At 64.8% G+C, this 18,297-nt stretch carries 19 protein-coding genes and 1 tRNA gene; 10 read left to right on the forward strand and 10 right to left on the reverse strand.

Annotation, left to right across the window (positions count from 1 at the left end; all coding sequences use genetic code 11):
- The first annotated feature begins 5 nt into the window (after window positions 1–5).
- The 3 genes from gltX (at window position 6) to VKT83_18770 (ending at window position 2,804) form a co-directional block, all read left to right on the forward strand.
- Entirely contained in the window at window positions 6–1,607 is a 1,602-nt protein-coding gene (gltX, locus tag VKT83_18760; protein HLY24514.1) for a glutamate--tRNA ligase, read from the forward strand.
- Between the two features lie 39 nt (window positions 1,608–1,646).
- Window positions 1,647–1,720 (forward strand) — tRNA-Gln (locus VKT83_18765).
- A 619-nt stretch (window positions 1,721–2,339) separates the two neighbouring features.
- Window positions 2,340–2,804: a cupin domain-containing protein gene (locus VKT83_18770; GenBank protein HLY24515.1), complete on the forward strand. Its 465-nt coding sequence runs from the start codon at window positions 2,340–2,342 to the stop codon at window positions 2,802–2,804.
- A gap of 1,086 nt (window positions 2,805–3,890) precedes the next feature.
- On the opposite strand, the gene VKT83_18775 is transcribed toward VKT83_18770, so the two are convergent.
- Both VKT83_18775 and VKT83_18780 read right to left on the reverse strand, forming a co-directional pair.
- Complete coding sequence (locus VKT83_18775) at window positions 3,891–4,301, reverse strand: hypothetical protein (GenBank protein ID HLY24516.1); 411 nt, start codon at window positions 4,299–4,301, stop codon at window positions 3,891–3,893.
- Between the two features lie 30 nt (window positions 4,302–4,331).
- Window positions 4,332–4,676, reverse strand: a complete 345-nt coding sequence (locus tag VKT83_18780) for a hypothetical protein (GenBank protein HLY24517.1) — start codon at window positions 4,674–4,676, stop codon at window positions 4,332–4,334.
- A 754-nt stretch (window positions 4,677–5,430) separates the two neighbouring features.
- On the opposite strand from VKT83_18780, the gene VKT83_18785 reads away from it, so the two are divergent.
- The 4 genes from VKT83_18785 (at window position 5,431) to VKT83_18800 (ending at window position 8,278) form a co-directional block, all read left to right on the forward strand.
- Window positions 5,431–5,895 (forward strand): hypothetical protein, encoded by a 465-nt coding sequence (locus tag VKT83_18785; protein HLY24518.1) that lies wholly within the window; start codon window positions 5,431–5,433, stop codon window positions 5,893–5,895.
- A gap of 924 nt (window positions 5,896–6,819) precedes the next feature.
- Complete coding sequence (locus VKT83_18790) at window positions 6,820–7,008, forward strand: hypothetical protein (GenBank protein ID HLY24519.1); 189 nt, start codon at window positions 6,820–6,822, stop codon at window positions 7,006–7,008.
- 253 nt (window positions 7,009–7,261) lie between these two features.
- Window positions 7,262–7,795, forward strand: a complete 534-nt coding sequence (locus tag VKT83_18795) for a GNAT family N-acetyltransferase (GenBank protein HLY24520.1) — start codon at window positions 7,262–7,264, stop codon at window positions 7,793–7,795.
- 120 nt (window positions 7,796–7,915) lie between these two features.
- On the forward strand, window positions 7,916–8,278 hold the full coding sequence (locus VKT83_18800) for a hypothetical protein (protein ID HLY24521.1): 363 nt from the start codon (window positions 7,916–7,918) through the stop codon (window positions 8,276–8,278).
- Between the two features lie 65 nt (window positions 8,279–8,343).
- Here VKT83_18800 and VKT83_18805 read toward each other — a convergent pair whose 3' ends face one another.
- The 4 genes from VKT83_18805 to VKT83_18820 form a co-directional block, all read right to left on the reverse strand.
- Window positions 8,344–9,300, reverse strand: coding sequence for an MBL fold metallo-hydrolase (locus tag VKT83_18805; GenBank protein HLY24522.1), 957 nt, complete (start codon window positions 9,298–9,300; stop codon window positions 8,344–8,346).
- A gap of 151 nt (window positions 9,301–9,451) precedes the next feature.
- Window positions 9,452–9,643 (reverse strand): DUF2182 domain-containing protein, encoded by a 192-nt coding sequence (locus tag VKT83_18810; GenBank protein ID HLY24523.1) that lies wholly within the window; start codon window positions 9,641–9,643, stop codon window positions 9,452–9,454.
- Entirely contained in the window at window positions 9,643–10,236 is a 594-nt protein-coding gene (locus VKT83_18815; protein ID HLY24524.1) for a DUF2182 domain-containing protein, read from the reverse strand. Before VKT83_18815 ends, VKT83_18810 begins: the two co-directional genes overlap by 1 nt.
- Before the next feature lie 59 nt (window positions 10,237–10,295).
- Window positions 10,296–10,898 (reverse strand): DUF1326 domain-containing protein, encoded by a 603-nt coding sequence (locus VKT83_18820; GenBank protein HLY24525.1) that lies wholly within the window; start codon window positions 10,896–10,898, stop codon window positions 10,296–10,298.
- 691 nt (window positions 10,899–11,589) lie between these two features.
- On the opposite strand from VKT83_18820, the gene VKT83_18825 reads away from it, so the two are divergent.
- The 3 genes from VKT83_18825 (at window position 11,590) to VKT83_18835 (ending at window position 13,382) form a co-directional block, all read left to right on the forward strand.
- The gene (locus VKT83_18825) at window positions 11,590–12,210 is read left to right on the forward strand and encodes a hypothetical protein (GenBank protein ID HLY24526.1); all 621 of its coding nucleotides are present in this window, start codon (window positions 11,590–11,592) and stop codon (window positions 12,208–12,210) included.
- Between the two features lie 255 nt (window positions 12,211–12,465).
- Window positions 12,466–12,999, forward strand: coding sequence for a hypothetical protein (locus VKT83_18830; GenBank protein HLY24527.1), 534 nt, complete (start codon window positions 12,466–12,468; stop codon window positions 12,997–12,999).
- A 170-nt stretch (window positions 13,000–13,169) separates the two neighbouring features.
- The gene (locus VKT83_18835; protein ID HLY24528.1) at window positions 13,170–13,382 is read left to right on the forward strand and encodes a dienelactone hydrolase family protein; all 213 of its coding nucleotides are present in this window, start codon (window positions 13,170–13,172) and stop codon (window positions 13,380–13,382) included.
- An 18-nt stretch (window positions 13,383–13,400) separates the two neighbouring features.
- Here VKT83_18835 and VKT83_18840 read toward each other — a convergent pair whose 3' ends face one another.
- The 4 genes from VKT83_18840 to VKT83_18855 all read right to left on the reverse strand — a co-directional run bounded on the left by VKT83_18840 (window position 13,401) and on the right by VKT83_18855 (window position 18,032).
- Complete coding sequence (locus VKT83_18840) at window positions 13,401–14,321, reverse strand: ABC transporter permease (GenBank protein ID HLY24529.1); 921 nt, start codon at window positions 14,319–14,321, stop codon at window positions 13,401–13,403.
- A 25-nt stretch (window positions 14,322–14,346) separates the two neighbouring features.
- On the reverse strand, window positions 14,347–15,273 hold the full coding sequence (locus VKT83_18845) for an ABC transporter permease (protein HLY24530.1): 927 nt from the start codon (window positions 15,271–15,273) through the stop codon (window positions 14,347–14,349).
- Window positions 15,274–15,321: 48 nt separating this feature from the next.
- Window positions 15,322–17,013, reverse strand: coding sequence for a peptide ABC transporter substrate-binding protein (locus VKT83_18850; GenBank protein HLY24531.1), 1,692 nt, complete (start codon window positions 17,011–17,013; stop codon window positions 15,322–15,324).
- A 116-nt stretch (window positions 17,014–17,129) separates the two neighbouring features.
- The gene (locus tag VKT83_18855; GenBank protein ID HLY24532.1) at window positions 17,130–18,032 is read right to left on the reverse strand and encodes an LCP family protein; all 903 of its coding nucleotides are present in this window, start codon (window positions 18,030–18,032) and stop codon (window positions 17,130–17,132) included.
- Window positions 18,033–18,297 lie beyond the last annotated feature (265 nt).

The following is an 18,297-nucleotide window of genomic DNA, read 5'->3' on the forward strand; positions in this document are numbered from 1 at the left end:
AAGATATGGCGGTTCGCACGCGCTACGCTCCCAGCCCCACCGGCTACCTCCACGTCGGGGGCGCCTGGATGGCCTTCTTCACCTGGCTGTTCACCCGCCACGAGGGCGGGCAGTTCGTGCTGCGCATCGAGGACACCGATCGCAGCCGGTCGACCGAGGCGTTCGAGGCCGCGATTCTCGAGGATCTGCGCTGGCTCGGCATCACGTGGGACGAAGGGCCGGACGTCGGCGGGCCCTTCGGTCCCTACCGGCAGACAGAGCGCACCGGCCTGTACCGCGAGCACGCGAAGATCCTGGTGGAGCGGGGCGCGGCCTATCCCTGCTACTGCCTGCCGGAAGAGCTGGAGGCCGAGCGGCAGCGCGCCGGGGCCGAGCACCGGCCGTACCGCTATTCGGGACGCTGTCGCGACCTCACGCCGGCCGGCCGCGCCGAGATGGAAGCGGCGGGACGGCGGGCGACGCTGCGGTTCCGCGTCCCCCCGACCCACGGACCGCTCGTGGTCGACGACCTCGTGCTCGGCCGGGTCGAGTTCGCGGCCGGGGATCTGGACGATTTCATCATTCAGCGCTCGGACGGCACGCCGCTGTACAACTTCGCCAACGTGGTCGACGACCACAGCATGCGGATCACCCACATCACGCGCGGCGCGGAGCATCTCTCCAACACGCCGCGCCAGTTCCTGATGTACGAGGCGTTCGGCTGGGCGCAGCCCCGGGTCGCGCACTTCCCGTCGCTGCTCGGCGTCGACCGCAAGAAGCTCAGCAAGCGCCACGGCGATACCGCCGTGCGGGAGTACAAGGCGCAGGGGTATATGCGCGAGGCGCTGGTGAACTTCTTCGCGCTGATGGGCTGGTACCCGGAGGACGGCCGCGAGATCTTCAGCGTCGAGGAGATGATCGCGCGCTTTCGCATCGAGGACGTCGGGAAGAGCGGCGCCGTCTTCGACGCCCAGAAGCTCACCTGGATGAACGGCGTCTACCTCCAAGAGGCGCTTCGCCGGACGCCCGAGCGCGTCGTCGATCTCGTCGTCGAGGCACTGCGTGACGCCGGGCTGCTCGACGGCGACGCCCGCGCATCCCGCGGGGTAGTCCCCGAGGGGGGCGACGCCCGCGCATCCCTGGGCCTACGGCGTGAGCCACAGACGCGGCTAGTCCCCGAAGGGGGCGATGCGGGTCCGGCACAGCGCGCCTACGTGGCGCGGGTCGTCGCGATCATGGGCGAGCGCCTGCGGCTGCCGAAAGACGTCCTGACCTACGGCGATTTCTTTTTCCGGGATGAGATCGCCTACGATCCGCAGGCGGTGCGCAAGCAGTTCCATGGGGAGGCGACGGTCGCGATGCTCGGCCGCCTGCGGGACGCGCTCGCCCGCGTCGAGCCGTTCGAGGTCGGTGGGATCGAGAAGGCGGTGCGGAATACGGCGGCGGCCCTCGGAGTGGAGAGCAAGGACGTGATCCATCCGGTGCGCGTGGCCCTCACCGGGAAGACGGTCGGGCCGGGCCTGTTCGAGCTGATCGAAGTGCTCGGCAAGGAGCGTGTCCTCGCGCGCCTCGACCGCGCCACGCGCCTCGCGCAGGAGACCGTGCCTCACAGCGACGAGGCGCGCTAGCCGGCCGCAGCCGCGTGGTATAATTGTGGTCGCAGCCGCTGGGGGATCGTCTAGCGGTAGGACGACGGGCTCTGGACCCGTTAGCGGGGGTTCGAATCCTCCTCCCCCAGCCAAATTTTGGGCACTCATTTGAACCCCTCAGGGTGCGCGTCCCGCTGGCGGCCTGAACACCTGGCATCAACGGCACATGAGGGAGGCGGAAGGCCCGTTCTACCGGTGATGCCAAAGGCGTGCGTCTTTTGCGATTCCACAGAATCCAAAATCACCGGGGAACACGTCATCACCGAATGGGTTGCCGGTCTCTTCCCCGAGGAAGACCAAATGAGGTACGGGATTGTCCAGGCGGACGGGTCCATGAAAGACACCCTGGGCACTCGGCTTCAACGCGCACCCCGGGTTTTTGAAGATCACTTACCGAAATCTGGCCAAGGGATCACAGTGTGACATGGCCTCCCAAGTTGATCATCGGGGACACCAGTCCGTTGCGAGATTTCTTTGGCGCGACGGAAAGAAAGACGGAGCAGGAGCCTCCGCCATAGCGGTTGACGAACCTCGATAGTGACGAGGATCGGGTCCCGCTGGCGGCATGACCAGGGTAGGGACGTGGGCGGCGTAAATAATTTCCCACCATGAGCGCGGCCTTGGATAATCGCTGCCCGACGTGTGGTGCCCCCCGCCTCCAGCCGGGCTGCACTGGCACAGGCATCATCGTGACGTTTTCTTTACGAGACAATGTTACTGAAATTGTCTACAGAGGAATTCATCACCTCATGGGGGGGCATGATGCGTCGGTTCTCACATACCGCGTTATTCGTGGCAGTAGGTATCGCGGTCGGGATGCTAAGCAGTCAGGCGCTGCGGGCGCAAACGCAGGCGGTCAGAAACACCCCAGTACTCCGAACGGAACTGACTGATTTTCAGGGCACGGAAGGGTATCTGAATGTGGTACAGCAAGATTCCGGGGCCGTCGGTCGCAAACAGTATCACACAGGCGATGTGTTCTTCTATGTCATTTCGGGCTCGATGAAGTTGGAGATGGACGGCAAACCCACGGTCACCATTGCCCAAGGTCAAGCATACCACCTTGTGCCAAAGACTGTGATCACTCCAGGAAATTCCAGTTCAACGGCTCCCGTCACATTCTTGGTCTTCGGGTTAGTCGGCAAGGGCCAAGCGCCGTCCGTACAAGTACCCTAGTTGAAAAAACGGCGTCCCCGCCGGTGACACGCGAAATCCACCGGATGTGCCCGAGGCACGGGTCAAGGCACGCCCGAAACATAACCTAACGCCCGGCCGTCGCCGGAATCGAGCCCTGATCGCTTCCTGCGTGCCACGGGAACGAGCACGTGCATTTTCGTGCCCGCGCCCTCCCTCAGCCATGTATCTGATTGCGCCGAACTGCACGCCGCTGCAAACTCCGCATTTTTCAAGGGTTCGGAGGGTTGCCCAGACTGCACGGGACTGCGTGTCGTGGCACCCTGCGGAGCGCCGGACAAGTGCAAATTGAGTGCAGTCTCGAAGCCCTCCGGGAACACCAACTCGTCGATCCACTCGACCTGCTGGCGAGGAAGCGATTCCATTAGGTGTCCGTAGACCGTGAACGAAAATGCCGGGCTATGGTGTCCCATCTGACGGGAGACGTACAGCGGATTCTTACCCGCCGTGATGGGCGCGACCTCCCTCTCACCGATGAACCGGCCGCTCACGCGCTTAGCGATGGCATAGGAGACCTTTGCGAGCCGAGGCCGACGCGGAATATGCGGAGACTCCGCACGATGTCCAAGGGACCGCTGCTCGTTCGAACACTCGGCTGAGTGCCTGAGTCCGGTCTGGGCACCGTGCGTTCGTGGGCATGATCGGATACGCACGGTGCGAAGACTCGCGACGAGGGAGGGACCGTGAAATGTTCCTGCTCCTGGTGCTCATCGGCGTAGTGTTGTGGGCAACGGGCCACATGCTCTTGCGCTGAAGTAATCCTGTACCTTCGAATGGTCGGAAGTGAAGAGAGGCCAGGGACGACCCGGGCCTCTCTATTTTCGAAAGGAAATCTGCCGCTACACTACGCTGTGCCGTCGGGCCACCCGCCGAAAGACGTGCCCGTTTCGGACCGTGCCGGACCTGCGGGACGATTTCCGGGACCTGCCCAACGTGTCACCCGTGTGGGTGCGGCCGGCCGTGGTCGTCCCGATCGGTTACCGTCAGCGCCTGCGGCACGCGATATCGTCCGGCGGTCTGTGGGCGAAAAGTCTATTACGACAGCGAACCTCTGACGCTTGATTTACGCTATCGCGGCTGCCCGTCGCGCGGGTCTCCACTCACTCGTACTTGATCACGGATTTGGTGCGCAAATTCTGCCGCTCCATAGCAGCGGAACTTGAACTCCGCGCCATCCCGAAGTGCCACGGTCACGATGCGCATGGCGACTCCGAAGTGATCGATGACCGCCGCAATGTCGGCCAAAGGTACGCGACGGCTCATATCGCCTTTGTGCGTGAATCGGTTCAGTGCATTTGGTCGGAAATCGAGACAATCGGGCAAGAGATACATGGTGCCACCGACCCATAAGCCCCTGTTACGTGCTTTGATGAATTTGAGAGCGATCCCCACCTCCGCGTCCATTGGAAATCCTAACTCTGCAGATGCGATAAGGGCGTTTACCGCCCTCTTGGCAATAATGTTCCCTGCCGCGTCCATTGAAGAGCCGATCCCTATCCTCGTGACGAACTAGTAATTCGCATCGAGGTTGTACCTGCAGGTGTCCAGATCTCGACGGGTGCTGCGGTGCTCGTTCGTGTAGACGAGCCTAATATCTTCGGCACAGCCCTCACGAATAGTGAAGGTTTGATAATGCCCCGGGGTGATGTAGTAGTCACCGAGAAGATTTCGCCCCCAACTGTCTCGATCCACCCCGCTGATGTAGACCGCGCTGATCGTGTGGTCACCGTAGTTGTTGATCCTGAATGAATGCTCAGCGAACGCCGGAGAAGGCCGGGTGAAGATTGTCGCAGCGGCAACGATGAACGCTGCGGTAGTAACCTTGGCCAACCAGCCTTGGCGAAGCCGATACATACCTGCCCCCTTTTTGACCCAGTGATTCCACCCTGTAGGGTCCCCCCTCGGATTTTCAGTTTGACGTGTGCATTCCCCTTTTCTCTGCGGACCACATGGCTTGGTGGGCAGGCCGGTGGCGACCGAGAGCAGAGGCTCACCCGTCCAGCCGCTCACCTATCCCGGCGTACGCGTTCGGCATCAGGCGCCCGTACCGATTCAGTGGTGTCATTATGGATGTGTGACCGCACCGAGCCTGGATGGCCTTGGGGTGCACCCCGGCGGCTATGAGCAAGGCGACGTGCGTATGTCTAAGATCGTGAAACCGAACGTCCTGCGGCAAGCCTGCGAGGGTCAGGTGCCGCTTGAACGCCGGGGCAATGTTGTCCGGTTCTAGGGTGTCCAGTATGGACGAGGTGTTGACACTTTTGTCCTCCAACCGTCGTCCTCAATTGCTCTCAGCTGGCCTTGCAAGCCATGTCGTCTGAGGATCGCGTAGACGCCCGAGGCGCTGTTGTGCCAGCCACCCCACAGGGCTACCGCAATTGCATCGCGATCAGCGCCGGGCCGTGCGCCGGCCACAGCAGAGCGTAGGCCAAGACTTGGTGCTCCAGGGCCGGGGATCGCTTGCCGCGGCCAGTGGGTCGGCTGGCTGGGCCGCGGCCGCAGTCCGACGGCACCGTAGCGCAGATACCGTCGGCGCCATTCGGTAGGAGAGCGTCCGGGAGATCCCGGCTTCCCGACAGGCCTGGGTCACATTGCCGAGCAGGGCGGCGTGTTGCAAGATCGCCACGCGATGACGGCGAACGCTGTCCTCGAGGGTCACGCTGTTCCTCCTCCTCTTTCCGACACCCGCCAGGTATCGGTTGGAGGATTCGGAGGCTGGGGCGTCCATGAAGATGGCCGCCCGTATTACGGCGGGCCCTACCACCCGAGTGTGTTCAAGAGCCACAGACGGCCGATCAACGAGCATCTGAGCGAGTGGGGCATGGAGCGAGTCGAAGAGATCGGCTTTGTCGTCGCTCACCACTCGGGCGGCTTCGTAAACGGCATCGTCGTGCGGCTCCTGAGGGGCGAAGAAGACGTCGAGGCATTGGTGGCGCGGGTGATCGAGGCCCGGGCGCACCTGGCGAAGACGGACGGGCCGCTGAGCGTCATCGTGTCGGGCTGGCGGAGGCGGAGGCCGCCGGAGCCGACCGCAAGCGTATCGCCACCTGCAGACGACTACGAGGGAAGGTGATCCACGTCCCGCAGAATCGCAACAGCAAACGGAAGCGGCCGACAGGCACATTATCGCCACTAGGGGTCCGGGGTCCGTTCGGCGGCTGGCGTGTCGTCGATCGGACGCAGGAGGCCATCGAGAGGGGCGTCGCCTACATCCTTACGGGGCAGCACCTGGGGCCAGCGCGGCGAGTCCGACAAGCCGGTCGCCAGGCGCTATGACGGCTTGCCCTCGACGTGACGTTCCCCGGTAGGATCGCCTTCGGCCACGGGATAGACAGTCACTTGGTGGTGGCCCGTGGATTTCTCGTGGTCACGTTTGCCTTGGTCGGCCTGCGCCCGATGAACGGCATGCATATTCCACTGGCACTGCACGCAGGTGACCTGCCAGCCTCGTAGGGACATAGAGTCGTCACCCTTCCACGGCGGGGGCTTTCCCGTCGATTTGGCCTTCGGGTGCCAACGGGTACTCGCACGATCATGTGGCACAGGGCGGACTCGGCGGAGTCCACGGCCGCACCGTGATGACTTCGGCTCCCTCAACTTCGACCCGAATCTTCCGTGTCGCCTCTTCGGGAGACTCCGCCTCCACGACCATGGCGTTGGGACCATCAATGTTGGCCGGACCGATAGGATCGCCCGGCATCCTGAACGTGACGGTCCAACTGCTACTACCCCGCCCCTGCCGCTCCGTGCTGAGTCGCGTCATCGTTGCGCCTCCGATAGTATTGTACACTCGCCGGAGGCGGAACTATGCCGAGGTGCATGCCGTGGCGCAGGAAGACGACCGCAAGCGTGACCAGCCGACCGACGACCCGTCGCCCGCTGGCGATGATACCCGCCGCAGGACGAGCCGATCTTCGAGGAGATCTACGGCACCGGCGCAATCATCATCGCGCCCGCGAGGCGTCCGACATCCGCGAGGGGCGGACCGGAGTCGCGCATGATGAGCCGCGAGGAGTGGCGGAAGGAGATCGGGCCGTTCTGGGAGGACGCGATGGACGAGGCGATGGAGCGGGGGCTGGCGTTCGTGATCCTCGGCGGGCGCGCACCGTCGCGGAAGCCGCCGAAGGGAGGGAGCGATGACTGGCAACGGGCTGGGCGAGTGGGAGGACGAGCCGTACCCGAGTAAGCCTTCGCGCTCCATGGACGAAACTACGTCCCGGGACGCCGAGGACGACATCTTCGATGATGTGACGGATGACGTTGGCGGGATCATCACCTCCGGGATGCGACCGGGCGCGTCGTTCCCGAAGAAACCGACGGCGACGAGCCGGAACCGACACCGGTGAAGTGATCGCGTTCCAGAATGCGGGGATTGTTTGCTTGGAAAGGTCTCAACGGGGCGGCTGGTTGGTTCGGTGGATACTAACGCCGGAGATCGTGTGAATCGCCCGGAGCCGCCTTTCGCATTTCGGCGGCTTACGGAGGACGACTTGCCGCTGCTTCACCGCTGGCTGAATACAGCGCACGTGCTGGAGTGGTGGGACCGACCGGGACCGACGCTCGGCCAGGTGCAGGCCAAATATCTCCCCCGGGTGACCGGGGCGTCCGATGTCACATCGTATGTCATCTATCGCGGCGAGGTGCCTATCGGCTACATTCAACTCTATCCCGTTCGCACTGGAGCGTGGGGTCTTCACAGCATAGGTGCCGGTGAGGGACTCGATCTCTTCATCGGCGAGGCTCTCTACGTGCATCGAGGACTCGGCGCGGGCATCCTCAGACAATTCCTGACAGATGTCGTGTTCCGGGACGCGGCCGTCAACGTGTGTTTCGTAGACCCTTCGCCACGTAATCGCGGCGCGCTTCGCGCTTATGAGAAGGCGGGTTTTCGCTATCTCGGGACTGGCACCGACCCGGACAGCGGAATGCCGGTGCATCTAATGGAGATCAACCGACATGATTTGGTGAATTGAGGATACCTCCGCGCGACGAAGTCGCGTTTGTACAGGAGGAACGGCCGCCGCAGGCGTCGCCCAAGGGGACGGCAGCCTTGATGTCGTGCAGGCGCTCGACGTCGGTCACGCCGTTCCCGATTGTTTGGTAGACGCCTCCTACCGAACAGAATACGGTCGAGCCATCTGATCCTGGGCCAGTTCAACCGGCAGGGAACCTTTACGTACGCCGGGTTTTGCGGCACGGGTCTGTCCGAGACGACGCGCGCGGTGCTGCTGGAAGAACTCCAGGGCACGCGCCGGAAGACGTGCCCGTTCCGCGCCGTGCCGGACCTGCGGGACGATTTCCGGGAACTCCCGGACACGCCGCCCCAATGGGTCCGGCCGACCGTGGTCGTCCAGGTCGAGTGCCGCCAGCGTTTGAAGGACGGGCCGCGGCACGCGGCGCTGAAGGGCGTCCGGCCGGACAAACGGCCGAGGCTGATCCGGGTACGGTCAAAGTGAGCCGGGAGGGCTAAATGGCAGGAGAGAATCGGCTTTCGGAAGCCCAAGTCCGGAGTCGGATTGAATCAGAACGCTACGGTCGTCCCGACGGCCGGCTGCACAAACGCGGACGGCATGGCGCGCGCGAGTGCATGCACAGCCCTCCATCCAGTGCAGTGCGCCGGCAACAGCCGTTCAACCCCGGCCTCGCGAAAGGCGTTCACGGTCGGCTCGATGATCGGCTCGAAGAGACCGCCGGTGAGATGAAAACCGCCGATGAAACCCGCGATGCGGGTGACGCCGGTCAGGCGCTGCGCGTTCCGCAGCACGTTCACGGCGCCCGCGTGCGAGCAGCCGGAGACGATCACAAGACCCTTGCCCTTCACGTTCAGCACGACATTCTGGTCGTCGACGATGAGCGGATCGGGCTCCCACCCCGCCAGCGTCTGCGCGTAATGGATCGGAAAGCCCTTTTCGAACTCGTTTGTCCGCTCGACCTGTCCTGAAACGAGCACAGCACCGTCGAGAAGGAGCGTTTGCCCGCGCTCCTCGATTACTTGGAGGCCTTCCGCCTCGAGATCGCGGCGGCTCGGCGGCGGCAGACGCAGTTCGGTCCCCGTGGGAAAGACGACTTTGCGCTCGCGCCACGCCTCCGGGTGGATCACGAGCGGCAGGCGGCACCGGCCGTACCGTTTGAACAGTCCTTCGAGCCCGCCGTGGTGGTCCGCATGTCCGTGGGAAATGACAATCGCACGCAAGTCGCGGACCCTCACGCCGAGGACGTCGAGGTTGCGGCCAAGGCCGCTCGGCGTGAGTCCGCCGTCGTACAACAGGGACTCCCGATTCGGGCCGGAGTGCACGCTAATAAGCGCGGAGAAGCCGTGCTCGGCGACGAGTTGATCGCGGTCGGAAAAATCGCGCGCGGCGTATCGCCGGACGCCCTCCGAACCGGCCATAAGCACGTCTACGAAATTGTCCATGACGATCGTGACGTCGACTCGGTCGACGGTTCGCAGCGTTGCGCGCGGCGTGCTGCCGGTCACGGTTTGCGCGCGGTCACGACGTGCGCCCGAAGCGGTGTCCGGACGGGATCGCCCAATTCGGCCTCGACGTTCTTCGCCATCGCCGCCTTGATCTCGAGAAACCGCATCCGGCTAGCGGTTCATAATGTGGAGCATTGAGCGACTCGGTCCCTCAAGACGCGCCGAACAACGCGGTCACAAGCGACATCCGGTAGACCAAGCCCAGCGCGGCCAAGATCAACACCAGCCCGAGCGGTACCGTGAGATGCTGGCCCCAGCGGAATGATCGTTCCGCCGACATGATCGCGCCGAGCGCCAGCATCCAGCCCAGGTTAACTCCGCCGACGGCAAACATGAGCAGCATCAGTGTCCAGCAGCAGCCGACGCAGAACAGCCCGTGCCGCGCGCCAGTGCGTCTCGGGCAGGGTTCTTGCCACGCCAATGTTCGGCGAGAAACAGGTAGGGCGACCGGCACTTGGTCAGACACATGTCCTTGAGCGGTGTGACCTGGTAGACGCCGGCCAGAAGCAGGATCGCCACTCCGATCCACTGGGTGGCATCGGCCACCGCAGGAAAGCGTGCTACTGCGGCGTGCACGTAGGCGTCGCCTCGAAACGCCGCCCCGCCGAAGATCGCCCACACGCCGAGATAGCCAACGATCAGACGCACCACGAACCCTGTTCGGCCAGGCCGACCCCCGACCATTCGGGAGAAGAGGTTGATCAGCGGCAGGCTCCCCGGCAGCATCATCGCAATCACCATGAGCGTCCACCCGACGACAAAGACGACCACGCGGGAGATGGGGAGGACCCCCTCCCCGATCCCCCGGTGGTCGAGCAGACCTGCGAACGGCGATGCGCCCCACGCGATGAGGGCGGCCCAGGCCAATAGGACCAACGAGGCAGCCGCCAGAGTGTACCAGCGGATATCATCGACCGTGCGCATGGTGCCGATCACCGCCGCAGCGTTGCTGACGTCACGGGCGCTCGCCGCTCAGGCCGAAACGCCTGTGCCCGCTATGCCTCGAACCGGAATGTTCCCAACACGGCATTGCGCCCGTTGAACTCCCACTTCATGTCGTGCTTTGGCAGATTGACCTTGTAGGACATCGCCTTGCCGAGGAACGCAGGCGATCCTGGAATCGTGCTGAAAATGCTGTCGACCAACTTCGTCGGACGCCCCTGAGAGTCGGTATACGGCTGCATTTCGGCCGACACGGTGTCTCCGATGCGGATCGTTCCTTTGCCTTCCGTGAAGTTGAAATCGATCGGCGCGTCGTAGACGCCCATAACCTCCCCGATCAGCGACGCCAATTCCGCGAGCGGACCTCCTAGTTTGCCCGTGTGCATGGCCAGGATCGCCTGTTTCTGCTCGGGCCGGGCCTTGCTGTCTACGAGCGCCGCGACCTTCCAATTGCCCTTCAGGATGTTGCCGGGAATCAGCGCGACGAAGGCCGCCGTAAGACCGCTTACGTTGACGCCGTTAATTTCGCCCTTGTCGTAGTGATAACAGAGCATCCCGTCACACTTGCCGCCGTCGGGATCGTCACCCACCCAGCACGGACATGGCCCCCCGCACGAGCAGGCTTCGAGCAAACGCCCTTCCACACTGTATGCCATCGTCACACCCCCTCATCGCGTTGAACCACCAATCGTCGCGGTGCCTGTGCATTGGTAGCCTGATTCGTTCGGACCCCGTCCCGCCACTCCTGCGCGAAAATTTGCTCGTTTTTGCCACGATTACGAGGGTACTACCGGTACCCTTGGGGGCGCAGCGTTCTCATACCATCACGGGGGGCGACCGGCCCGGTCGAGGCCGCAGCGGGCCCGTCACGACGCACGCCGACCGACGGTATCCATATTAGGTTCGGGGGCACTGTAGGTCGCTGCATCTCAGGGTAGCCGTAGCGCCCACTTATTCAGCCGTGAGAAGCGAGGCGCCGCATCTAAGCCTCGGTCAATTGGAAAAATCCGCTCGGCACGGGCGTCGGTCACGGCGGGCGGAATTGGAGCTCTCGATTCGGCCATGGAGCTTTCCTTGACGCCGCCTTTTTACAACACCAGGGCCGTGAAGTACAGGCCCTCCCACCCGAAGGAGGCCGAAAATGTCTTGTCTGATGTTTCGATTTTGGCGCCTGCACCCCTTCCGTCGGTTGGTGTATGTGGATTAGTACGGAGGGACTACCGCGTCTGCTACGCAATCCAAGGCCCTACGGTGACGGTGTGGGCGATTCGCAACCGACGGGATGTCTACGCGATTCTACGGCGCCGAGGTCCGGCTTGATTCTTCCAGCCACGCAGATGACGGTAGTTGGTTGACGCCGCACGGGCGCTGTTCTTTCCGGCGCTGCTGGCCGGTGCGGTGTGCGTTCTGCTGTGGCGCCGGCTGCGGGGCCGGAATCGGCCGGCCGGACTGCTTTCCGCCGGGATCGGACTGCTGGCGGTGCCCCAGTTTCTCATGCTCATCATGGGCACCATGGCCACCGAACTCCTGCTCTACCGGCAAATTGTGCTCGCGACCTGGCTCTCGGCGTTTGGACTCTTTGGGGTTTGGCAGTTTCTCCGCGCCGTTCAGGGCCGCTCAATTCCCGTTTCCGATCGCGGCCTCGGCCGGAAGATGAACACCGTCATTCTGGGTCTTCTCGCGCTGGTGTTCGGGCTGGTGTTCGGCGGTTTCGGGCTGTACCTGGCGGCGCTCAGCGCGGAAGATTTGTTGTTGCCCCATCAGGTTTTCGAAGGCACGATCGCCCGGAAGTGGGTGACACGCGGCACGCGGGGGATTCCGGAGTACCATCTCAGGCTCGACGGTCACAGCGTCCGGATCGGCCGAGACTTGTACGTGCGGGTCCGGCCGGGAGAAACGGTCCGGCTGGAGGTGACCGCGGGGTCACACACGGTCGCGAAAGCCGATCGGCTCGGCCGGGCCTACTGAACTGCGGAAGCGACGGCTCGACACCGCGTGATTACGCGGTCTCCCCGGCCATACACCCGACGGTCTTGAGGAAGCTTTCTACCAACTTTAGGGACACCTCATCGGAGATCTCACGCTTAAAGAGAGAGGTTAGCCCTCGACGGTAAGCCCGACCGTAGGGGTCTATCCTCTTGGTCTCGGCCGGGCTTAGGTTTACGATTCGCCCATGTCGCGAGGTCAATCGTCACGCGACGCTGGTTGCTTGAGGTGATTGCCATGCCGTGGAAACGGTGGATGTTCATGGTGGCCTCGCTGGGATTCATCGTGACCGTCGGCCACGTGGGCCGGTTCGACGTGTACGCGGCACGCCTTGATACCGAACGATTCACGCATCACGCGACCACGGGCTCCGCGCCGGTCGCTCTGGGGTTTGGGGAGATGATCTACCTCACACACCCGGAAGACATTGTGGAGGCCATCCACCACGCCGAACAGGTGCCGTCGTTCGGCAACGAAGCCCTGGCGCGGGCTTACGGTGGGCATGGGGCCGTGCCGGAGAACGTGGCGCGGGTGGCCACGGCCGATCTGGTACACGAATGGTACGCCGAGTGGGTGCGCCGGGGCCGCCCCGGGGACTTCCTGGTGTTCGTCCGGGACCGGTATGCGCCGCTGCTGGCGGCGAACGATCCAACGCACTTGAATCAGGCATGGTTGCCCAATGTGACGCAGTACCTGCGTGCGCATTACCGGTACCTGCCGGCGCTTTCCGCGGGGGTGGCGCCGTTTACCAGCGCCTGCGCCGCGCGATAGGACGTTTTCCAGCCCGTAGGGGAACTTGTGAAAAGAACCGGTGAGAAGCCTCCGCGCTTCCTTCAGCGTACGACCGTGAAGAAGTCCTGAGACGTTCTGTAATCGAATCTTGGGATCGCGCTCCACCGGGGGGAGGCGAGCATGCACCGCCGCGTCATTCTACGGTTCTTGTGGCGAACCGCCGTGCCGGTACTCATCAGCGCGCGGGCGCCCCGGTCGAATTCAAGGTCTATCCGGGCGCGACGCACGCCTTCGACGCGCCCGGGCGCGCCCGCACCCGCAACGTGCCCAACATTGGGCTGGTCCACCTCGCGTATGATCCCGCGGCGGCGGCCGACGCGCACACGCAGGTGCAGCGCTTCCTTAAGGCGCACCTGCAGTGAGACGGTAGCGCGGGGCTCTCAGCGGTCCGACGAGGGATCCAGGGCGTCGCGGAGGCCGTCGCCCACGAAGTTGAGGCTGAGGAGCGTCGCGGCGAGCACCAGCGCCGGCGCGATCACCAGGCGCGGATACGATTCGATCGCGTCGACGCCTTCCGCGATCATGAGGCCCCAGCTGGGCGTCGGCGGCTGGACGCCGAGGCCGAGGAAGCTCAGCCCGGCCTCGGCGATGATGAAGGTCGGCACGAGCAGCGTCGTCATAATGATGAGCGGGGCGACGATGTTCGGCAGCAGATGCGTGACGACGACGTGCCCCTCGGAGGCCCCCAGACTCTTCGCCGCCTGAACGAACTCCCGATGCCGCAGCATGAGGGTCTGCCCCCGCGCGACGCGGGCGACGTCCAGCCAGCCCACCAGCGACAACGCGAGGATGATCGCGGCGACGCCGCCGGTCGCCTGGTTCAGCGAGTGCAGCCAGACCAACGGGCCGGAGCGGATCGACGGCAGAAACGCCGTGAAGAACGTCTGCAGCAGCACGACGAGCAGCAGGTACGGGATGGCGTACACGATGTCCACGACGCGCATCAGCAGCAGGTCGAAGGTGCCCCCGAAGTAGCCAGCGGCGAGGCCGGTGGGCACGCCCACCGACAGGACGATCGCGGCGCTCGCCAGGCCGACGCTCATGGAGACGCGCGCGCCGTAAATCAGGCGGCTCAGCAGATCGCGGCCGAGCGCGTCGGTCCCGGCGAGGTGGCGGGCATCCGGGGATCCGTAGGTGGTCAGGAGATCCTGCTTGTCGTAGCGGTACGGGGAGAGGGTCTGGGCGGCGGCGCCGGTCAGGGCCACGACCGCCAGAAACGCCGCGCCCACCACTGCCATGCGGTGACGGGCGAAGCGCGCGAGGGCGCGGCGGGCGCGCCGGCGCGGATCGGCGGCGAGCACCGCCCGCTCGGCCTGCAGGAGCGAGCTAGCCGTACCGCACCTGCGGGTCCAGCAGCGCGTAGGACAGATCGACCAGGATGTTCATCGTGATGATGATGATCGCGAACAAGAGCGCGAGCGCGAGCAGCACCGGGTAGTCCCGGCCCGTCGTCGCGGTGACGAAGTAGCGCCCGATGCCCGGCACGCGCGTGATCGTCTCGACGAAGAACGAGCCCGTCACGACGTCCGCGACGAGGATGCCGGACACGGTGGCGATCGGCGTCAGCGCGTTGCGGAGGGCATGGCGGACGATGACGCGCGCACCGGCGAGGCCCTTCGCGCGCGCCGTGCGGATGTAATCCTGGTGGAGCACTTCGAGCAGCGACGTGCGCAGGTAGCGCGCAAGCGTGGTCGCCGGCCGGAAGCCGATGGCCGTCATGGGAATCAGCACCCGCACGTCCAGCAGGCCGCGCCAGCCGCCGGTCGGCACCCAGTGGAGCACGACCGCGAAGATCGTGACAAGCAGCGTCGCCATCACGTAGTTCGGGATCGAGATGCCGAGGACCACGATCCCCGTCGCCGCGTAGTCCACCACGGTGTTGCGGTAGACGGCCGCGAGCGTGCCGAGCGGAATCCCGACCACGATCGCGAACAGCATCGCCGCCGCGCCGAGCTGCATCGAAACCGGGAAAAATGCCGCGATGATATCCGAGACGTCCTGCGAGGTGTTGACGTACGAGGGACCGAGCGAGCCGTGCAGCGCGTTGCCGAGGTAGAGCGCGTACTGCGTCCACAGCGGCGCGTCCATGTGGTATTTAGCCTTGAGGTTGGCGATCACCTGGGGCGCGAGCGGTTTTTCGGCATTGTCCCAGGGCCCGCCCGGCGTGGCGTGGATCAGCACGAACGCGAGCGTGTAGACGATAACCATGGTCGGGACGGCGAGGAGAAGCCGCCGGACGAGATAGGCGCCCATGGCGGAGGGGGCGGGGGCCGCGCGGCCGCGGCCCCCGCCCGGCGACGGCTAGTGGTCCAGGATCTTGACGCGCCCGAAGGTGCCGTACCACGCGGTCGCGGCCGGCGGCAGCGCGAACCCCTGCACCCACGGTTTGATCGCGACGATGACGCCGAGGTGGAATAGAGGGACGGCCGGCAGCGCGGTGTTCAGAATCTTCTCCGCCGACTCGTAGAGCTGTTTGCGCTTCGCCGGATTCTGCTCCGCCGACCCGCTTCGGACCGCCGCGTCGTACTGCGCGTCGTGCCACTTCGTGTGGAAGAAGTCCTGGTCGGACTCGAACAGGATGTTCGCCCAGTTGGCGGGATCCTCGTAGTCCGAGCCCCACCGGTCGATGAACGCGTCGTACGGCTGCGTCGCGTACGAATTGAACGCGGCGTTGTACTCCTTCGACTCCATGCGTTGCAGCGTGACGTTGATCTTGAGGGATTCCTGCCACATCTGCTGCAGCGCCTGCGCGACCAGATCGAAGGTCACGAGCTTGCCCCAGGCGATCTTGAAGCCCGGGAAGCCCTTCCCGTCCGGATACCCCGCCTCCGCGAGCAGCTGCTTCGCGCGCGCCACCCCGCCCGTCAGCGGCGGCGTGGCGAGGTAGCCGATCGTGCCGGGCGGCGTGATGGTGGTGGCCGGGTCGTAGATGCCGCGGAGCACGTTGTTGGAGATCCGATTGTGATCGATCGCGAGGTACAGCGCCTGGCGGACCTTCGCGTTGCTGAGCGGCGACTTGGTGTTCGTGGTGTCGCAGAACATCATGGCCGTGCCGGACCAGCGGTACTTGTGCAGTTGCTTGCCGAGGGTGGCGTCGCTCCGCACCCGCGCGATGTCGGCCGGTTGGATCTGGTCCGTCACGTCGAGCTCGTTGTTCTCGAAGGCCGGCAGGCTGGTCCGGAACGGATCGTCCGTGAGGGTGAAGACAACCTTCTGCAGCGTGGGCTTCGGCCCCCAATACCGCGGGTTCGCGACGATCACGAGTTCCTTGTCGTGCTGCCACGACTGTACTTTGAACATGCCGTTGCCGACGTGGTTGCCGGCCTCGACCCACTTCTTATCGTACTTTTCCACCTGCCAGCGGGGCACCGGCATGTAGTTCCAGGTCGAGACGAGCCGCGGGAAGTACGCCGCGGGCTCGGTGAGGACGGCCCGGAGGGTGAGGGCATCCACCGCCTTGACCGCCACGCCGTCCGCGGTCTTCACCTTGCCCTTGTTGTAATCCAACGCGCCTTTGATCGGATAGAACGCGGATGCGTAGTCGCTCGCAATGGCGGGATCGAGCACACGCTTCCATGCGTACTCGTAATCGGCCGCCGTGACGGGATGCCCGTCCGACCACTGCATGCCGGGCCGGAGGCGGAAGGTGTAGGTGAGCCCGTCGGCGGACACGCTCCACGACCGCGCGGCGACCGGGACCGCGGTCCCGGCGGCGTCGAACGTGATCAGCGGATCGAACAGCGCCATCCCGATCAGGATCTCGGGCCGTGCCTCCATGGTGGCGGGATCGAAGTGAAGCGGCTCCCTGTCCGGGTAGCGGAGGACCTGCTTCGCCGGCGCGGCGAGCGCGGCTTCGGCCGGAGCAGGGCGGACCAGCGTTTCCGTCGTCGCGCCGATCGCCGCGACGCTGCCGAGCATTGCGGTGAGCTTCACGAACTGACGGCGAGAGATCAACCCGGACCGGTAATACGATTCCCAGGGAAGCCGTGCCACGCCGTTCGCCACCGTCTCACCCCCACGCTAAGATGATGTTTCAGGCAACCACTTCGGTCGGCCGCGCGGCGGCACCTTTTGTGCCGGCGGACCGCGGCGATGTGCGGGCAGGCTTGTTACGGCTTCGGATCCGGCAGCACCCCGGTCAGCAGCCACCGTACTTTCGCGTGAAGGTCGTCCTGGTTCGGGACCCAGAAATCGAGGCGCTGGCGCGCCAGCGTGTCGTAGAGGACCGCCGGACGGCCGTCGATCGACTCGGTGCTGATTTGCTCCGGCTTGATCGGCTGCACGCGTTGGAGCCATCCGAGCAGCTGCGAGGCGGTCAAGTCCGTCTCGACGTCGCCCCGCGCCGTTTGAATGATCTGCGGCATGCGGAGCATGACCGAGGGCCTGTGGGTCTGCGCCACGGCGGCGCGCAGAAAGACCTGCTGGCGGCGGATGCGGCCGATGTCGCCTTCGGGGTCGTTGCGGAACCGGAGATACTGCTCGGCGTGGGCGCCGTCGAGCACCTGATACCCGGGGGACAGGTTGATGAAGAGGCCCTGCAGCCGATCCGTATAGACCATCCGCTTTTCCACGTTGACGGGCACGCCGCCGATCAGGTCCACGATGTGGCGCATCGCCGGCAGGCTGAACACCACGTAATGCGCGATCGGCACGTTCAGCAGCCGCACCGTCGCGGCCCGCGCGCGGCCGATGCCGCCGGTGGAGTAGGCATGCACGAGTTTGGTATTGCTGATGCCCGGCAGGGTCACGTTGATGTCGCGTGGGACGCCGAGAATGCGCACGCGGTGATGCACGTCGTCCCAGTGGATCACCTCGATCGTATCCGTGCGCAGGCGGTCCTGGGTCAGGCCGACCACGAGAAACCGGGTGTCGCCCCGCGGAATGGCCGCCGGCTGGAGGGGCGAGACCGGGGCCTGCGTCGTCGCCGAGGGCGGAACCCGCGGGGCAAAGAGCACGGCCAGAACCACGATCGACGCCGCAACGCGGGCAGACCACCGCGCGAGAGCCTTCATCGGGGGAGTCTTCACGAGTGTATGGTCACGTTGAGCGACGTCCTGATTGGTTCATCGAGATTCGCCCGCCCGTCGACGATACCCTGCGCCCTCGCCGGAAGGAATTATTCCCATGGGGTCGCCGCCGATGCGGGGGGTAGTGTCAAGAGGTTTGTGTAGTTTGCCATAGCACGGGGCGGCCGGCCTGCCGGAGATTGAACGCCTGGACGACGGCGTAGATGATGCGATCGCAGCTGGCGAGGTTCGTGAAGCAGGTCATGGGGCG

The sequence above is a fragment of the bacterium genome (genome assembly GCA_035308905.1).
In the GTDB taxonomy this organism is placed as follows: domain Bacteria; phylum Sysuimicrobiota; class Sysuimicrobiia; order Sysuimicrobiales; family Segetimicrobiaceae; genus DASSJF01.

Bases quoted from the DNA above. Each gene is read 5' to 3' on its own strand.
- gltX (HLY24514.1), top strand. From the start codon at position 6: ATGGCGGTTCGCACGCGCTACGCTCCCAGCCCCACCGGCTACCTCCAC.
- VKT83_18770 (HLY24515.1), top strand. From the start codon at position 2,340: ATGTTACTGAAATTGTCTACAGAGGAATTCATCACCTCATGGGGGGGC.
- VKT83_18775 (HLY24516.1), bottom strand. From the start codon at position 4,301: ATGGACGCGGCAGGGAACATTATTGCCAAGAGGGCGGTAAACGCCCTT.
- VKT83_18780 (HLY24517.1), bottom strand. From the start codon at position 4,676: ATGTATCGGCTTCGCCAAGGCTGGTTGGCCAAGGTTACTACCGCAGCG.
- VKT83_18790 (HLY24519.1), top strand. From the start codon at position 6,820: ATGATGAGCCGCGAGGAGTGGCGGAAGGAGATCGGGCCGTTCTGGGAG.
- VKT83_18810 (HLY24523.1), bottom strand. From the start codon at position 9,643: ATGCTGCTCATGTTTGCCGTCGGCGGAGTTAACCTGGGCTGGATGCTG.
- VKT83_18820 (HLY24525.1), bottom strand. From the start codon at position 10,898: ATGGCATACAGTGTGGAAGGGCGTTTGCTCGAAGCCTGCTCGTGCGGG.
- VKT83_18830 (HLY24527.1), top strand. From the start codon at position 12,466: ATGCCGTGGAAACGGTGGATGTTCATGGTGGCCTCGCTGGGATTCATC.
- VKT83_18845 (HLY24530.1), bottom strand. From the start codon at position 15,273: ATGGGCGCCTATCTCGTCCGGCGGCTTCTCCTCGCCGTCCCGACCATG.
- VKT83_18855 (HLY24532.1), bottom strand. From the start codon at position 18,032: ATGAAGGCTCTCGCGCGGTGGTCTGCCCGCGTTGCGGCGTCGATCGTG.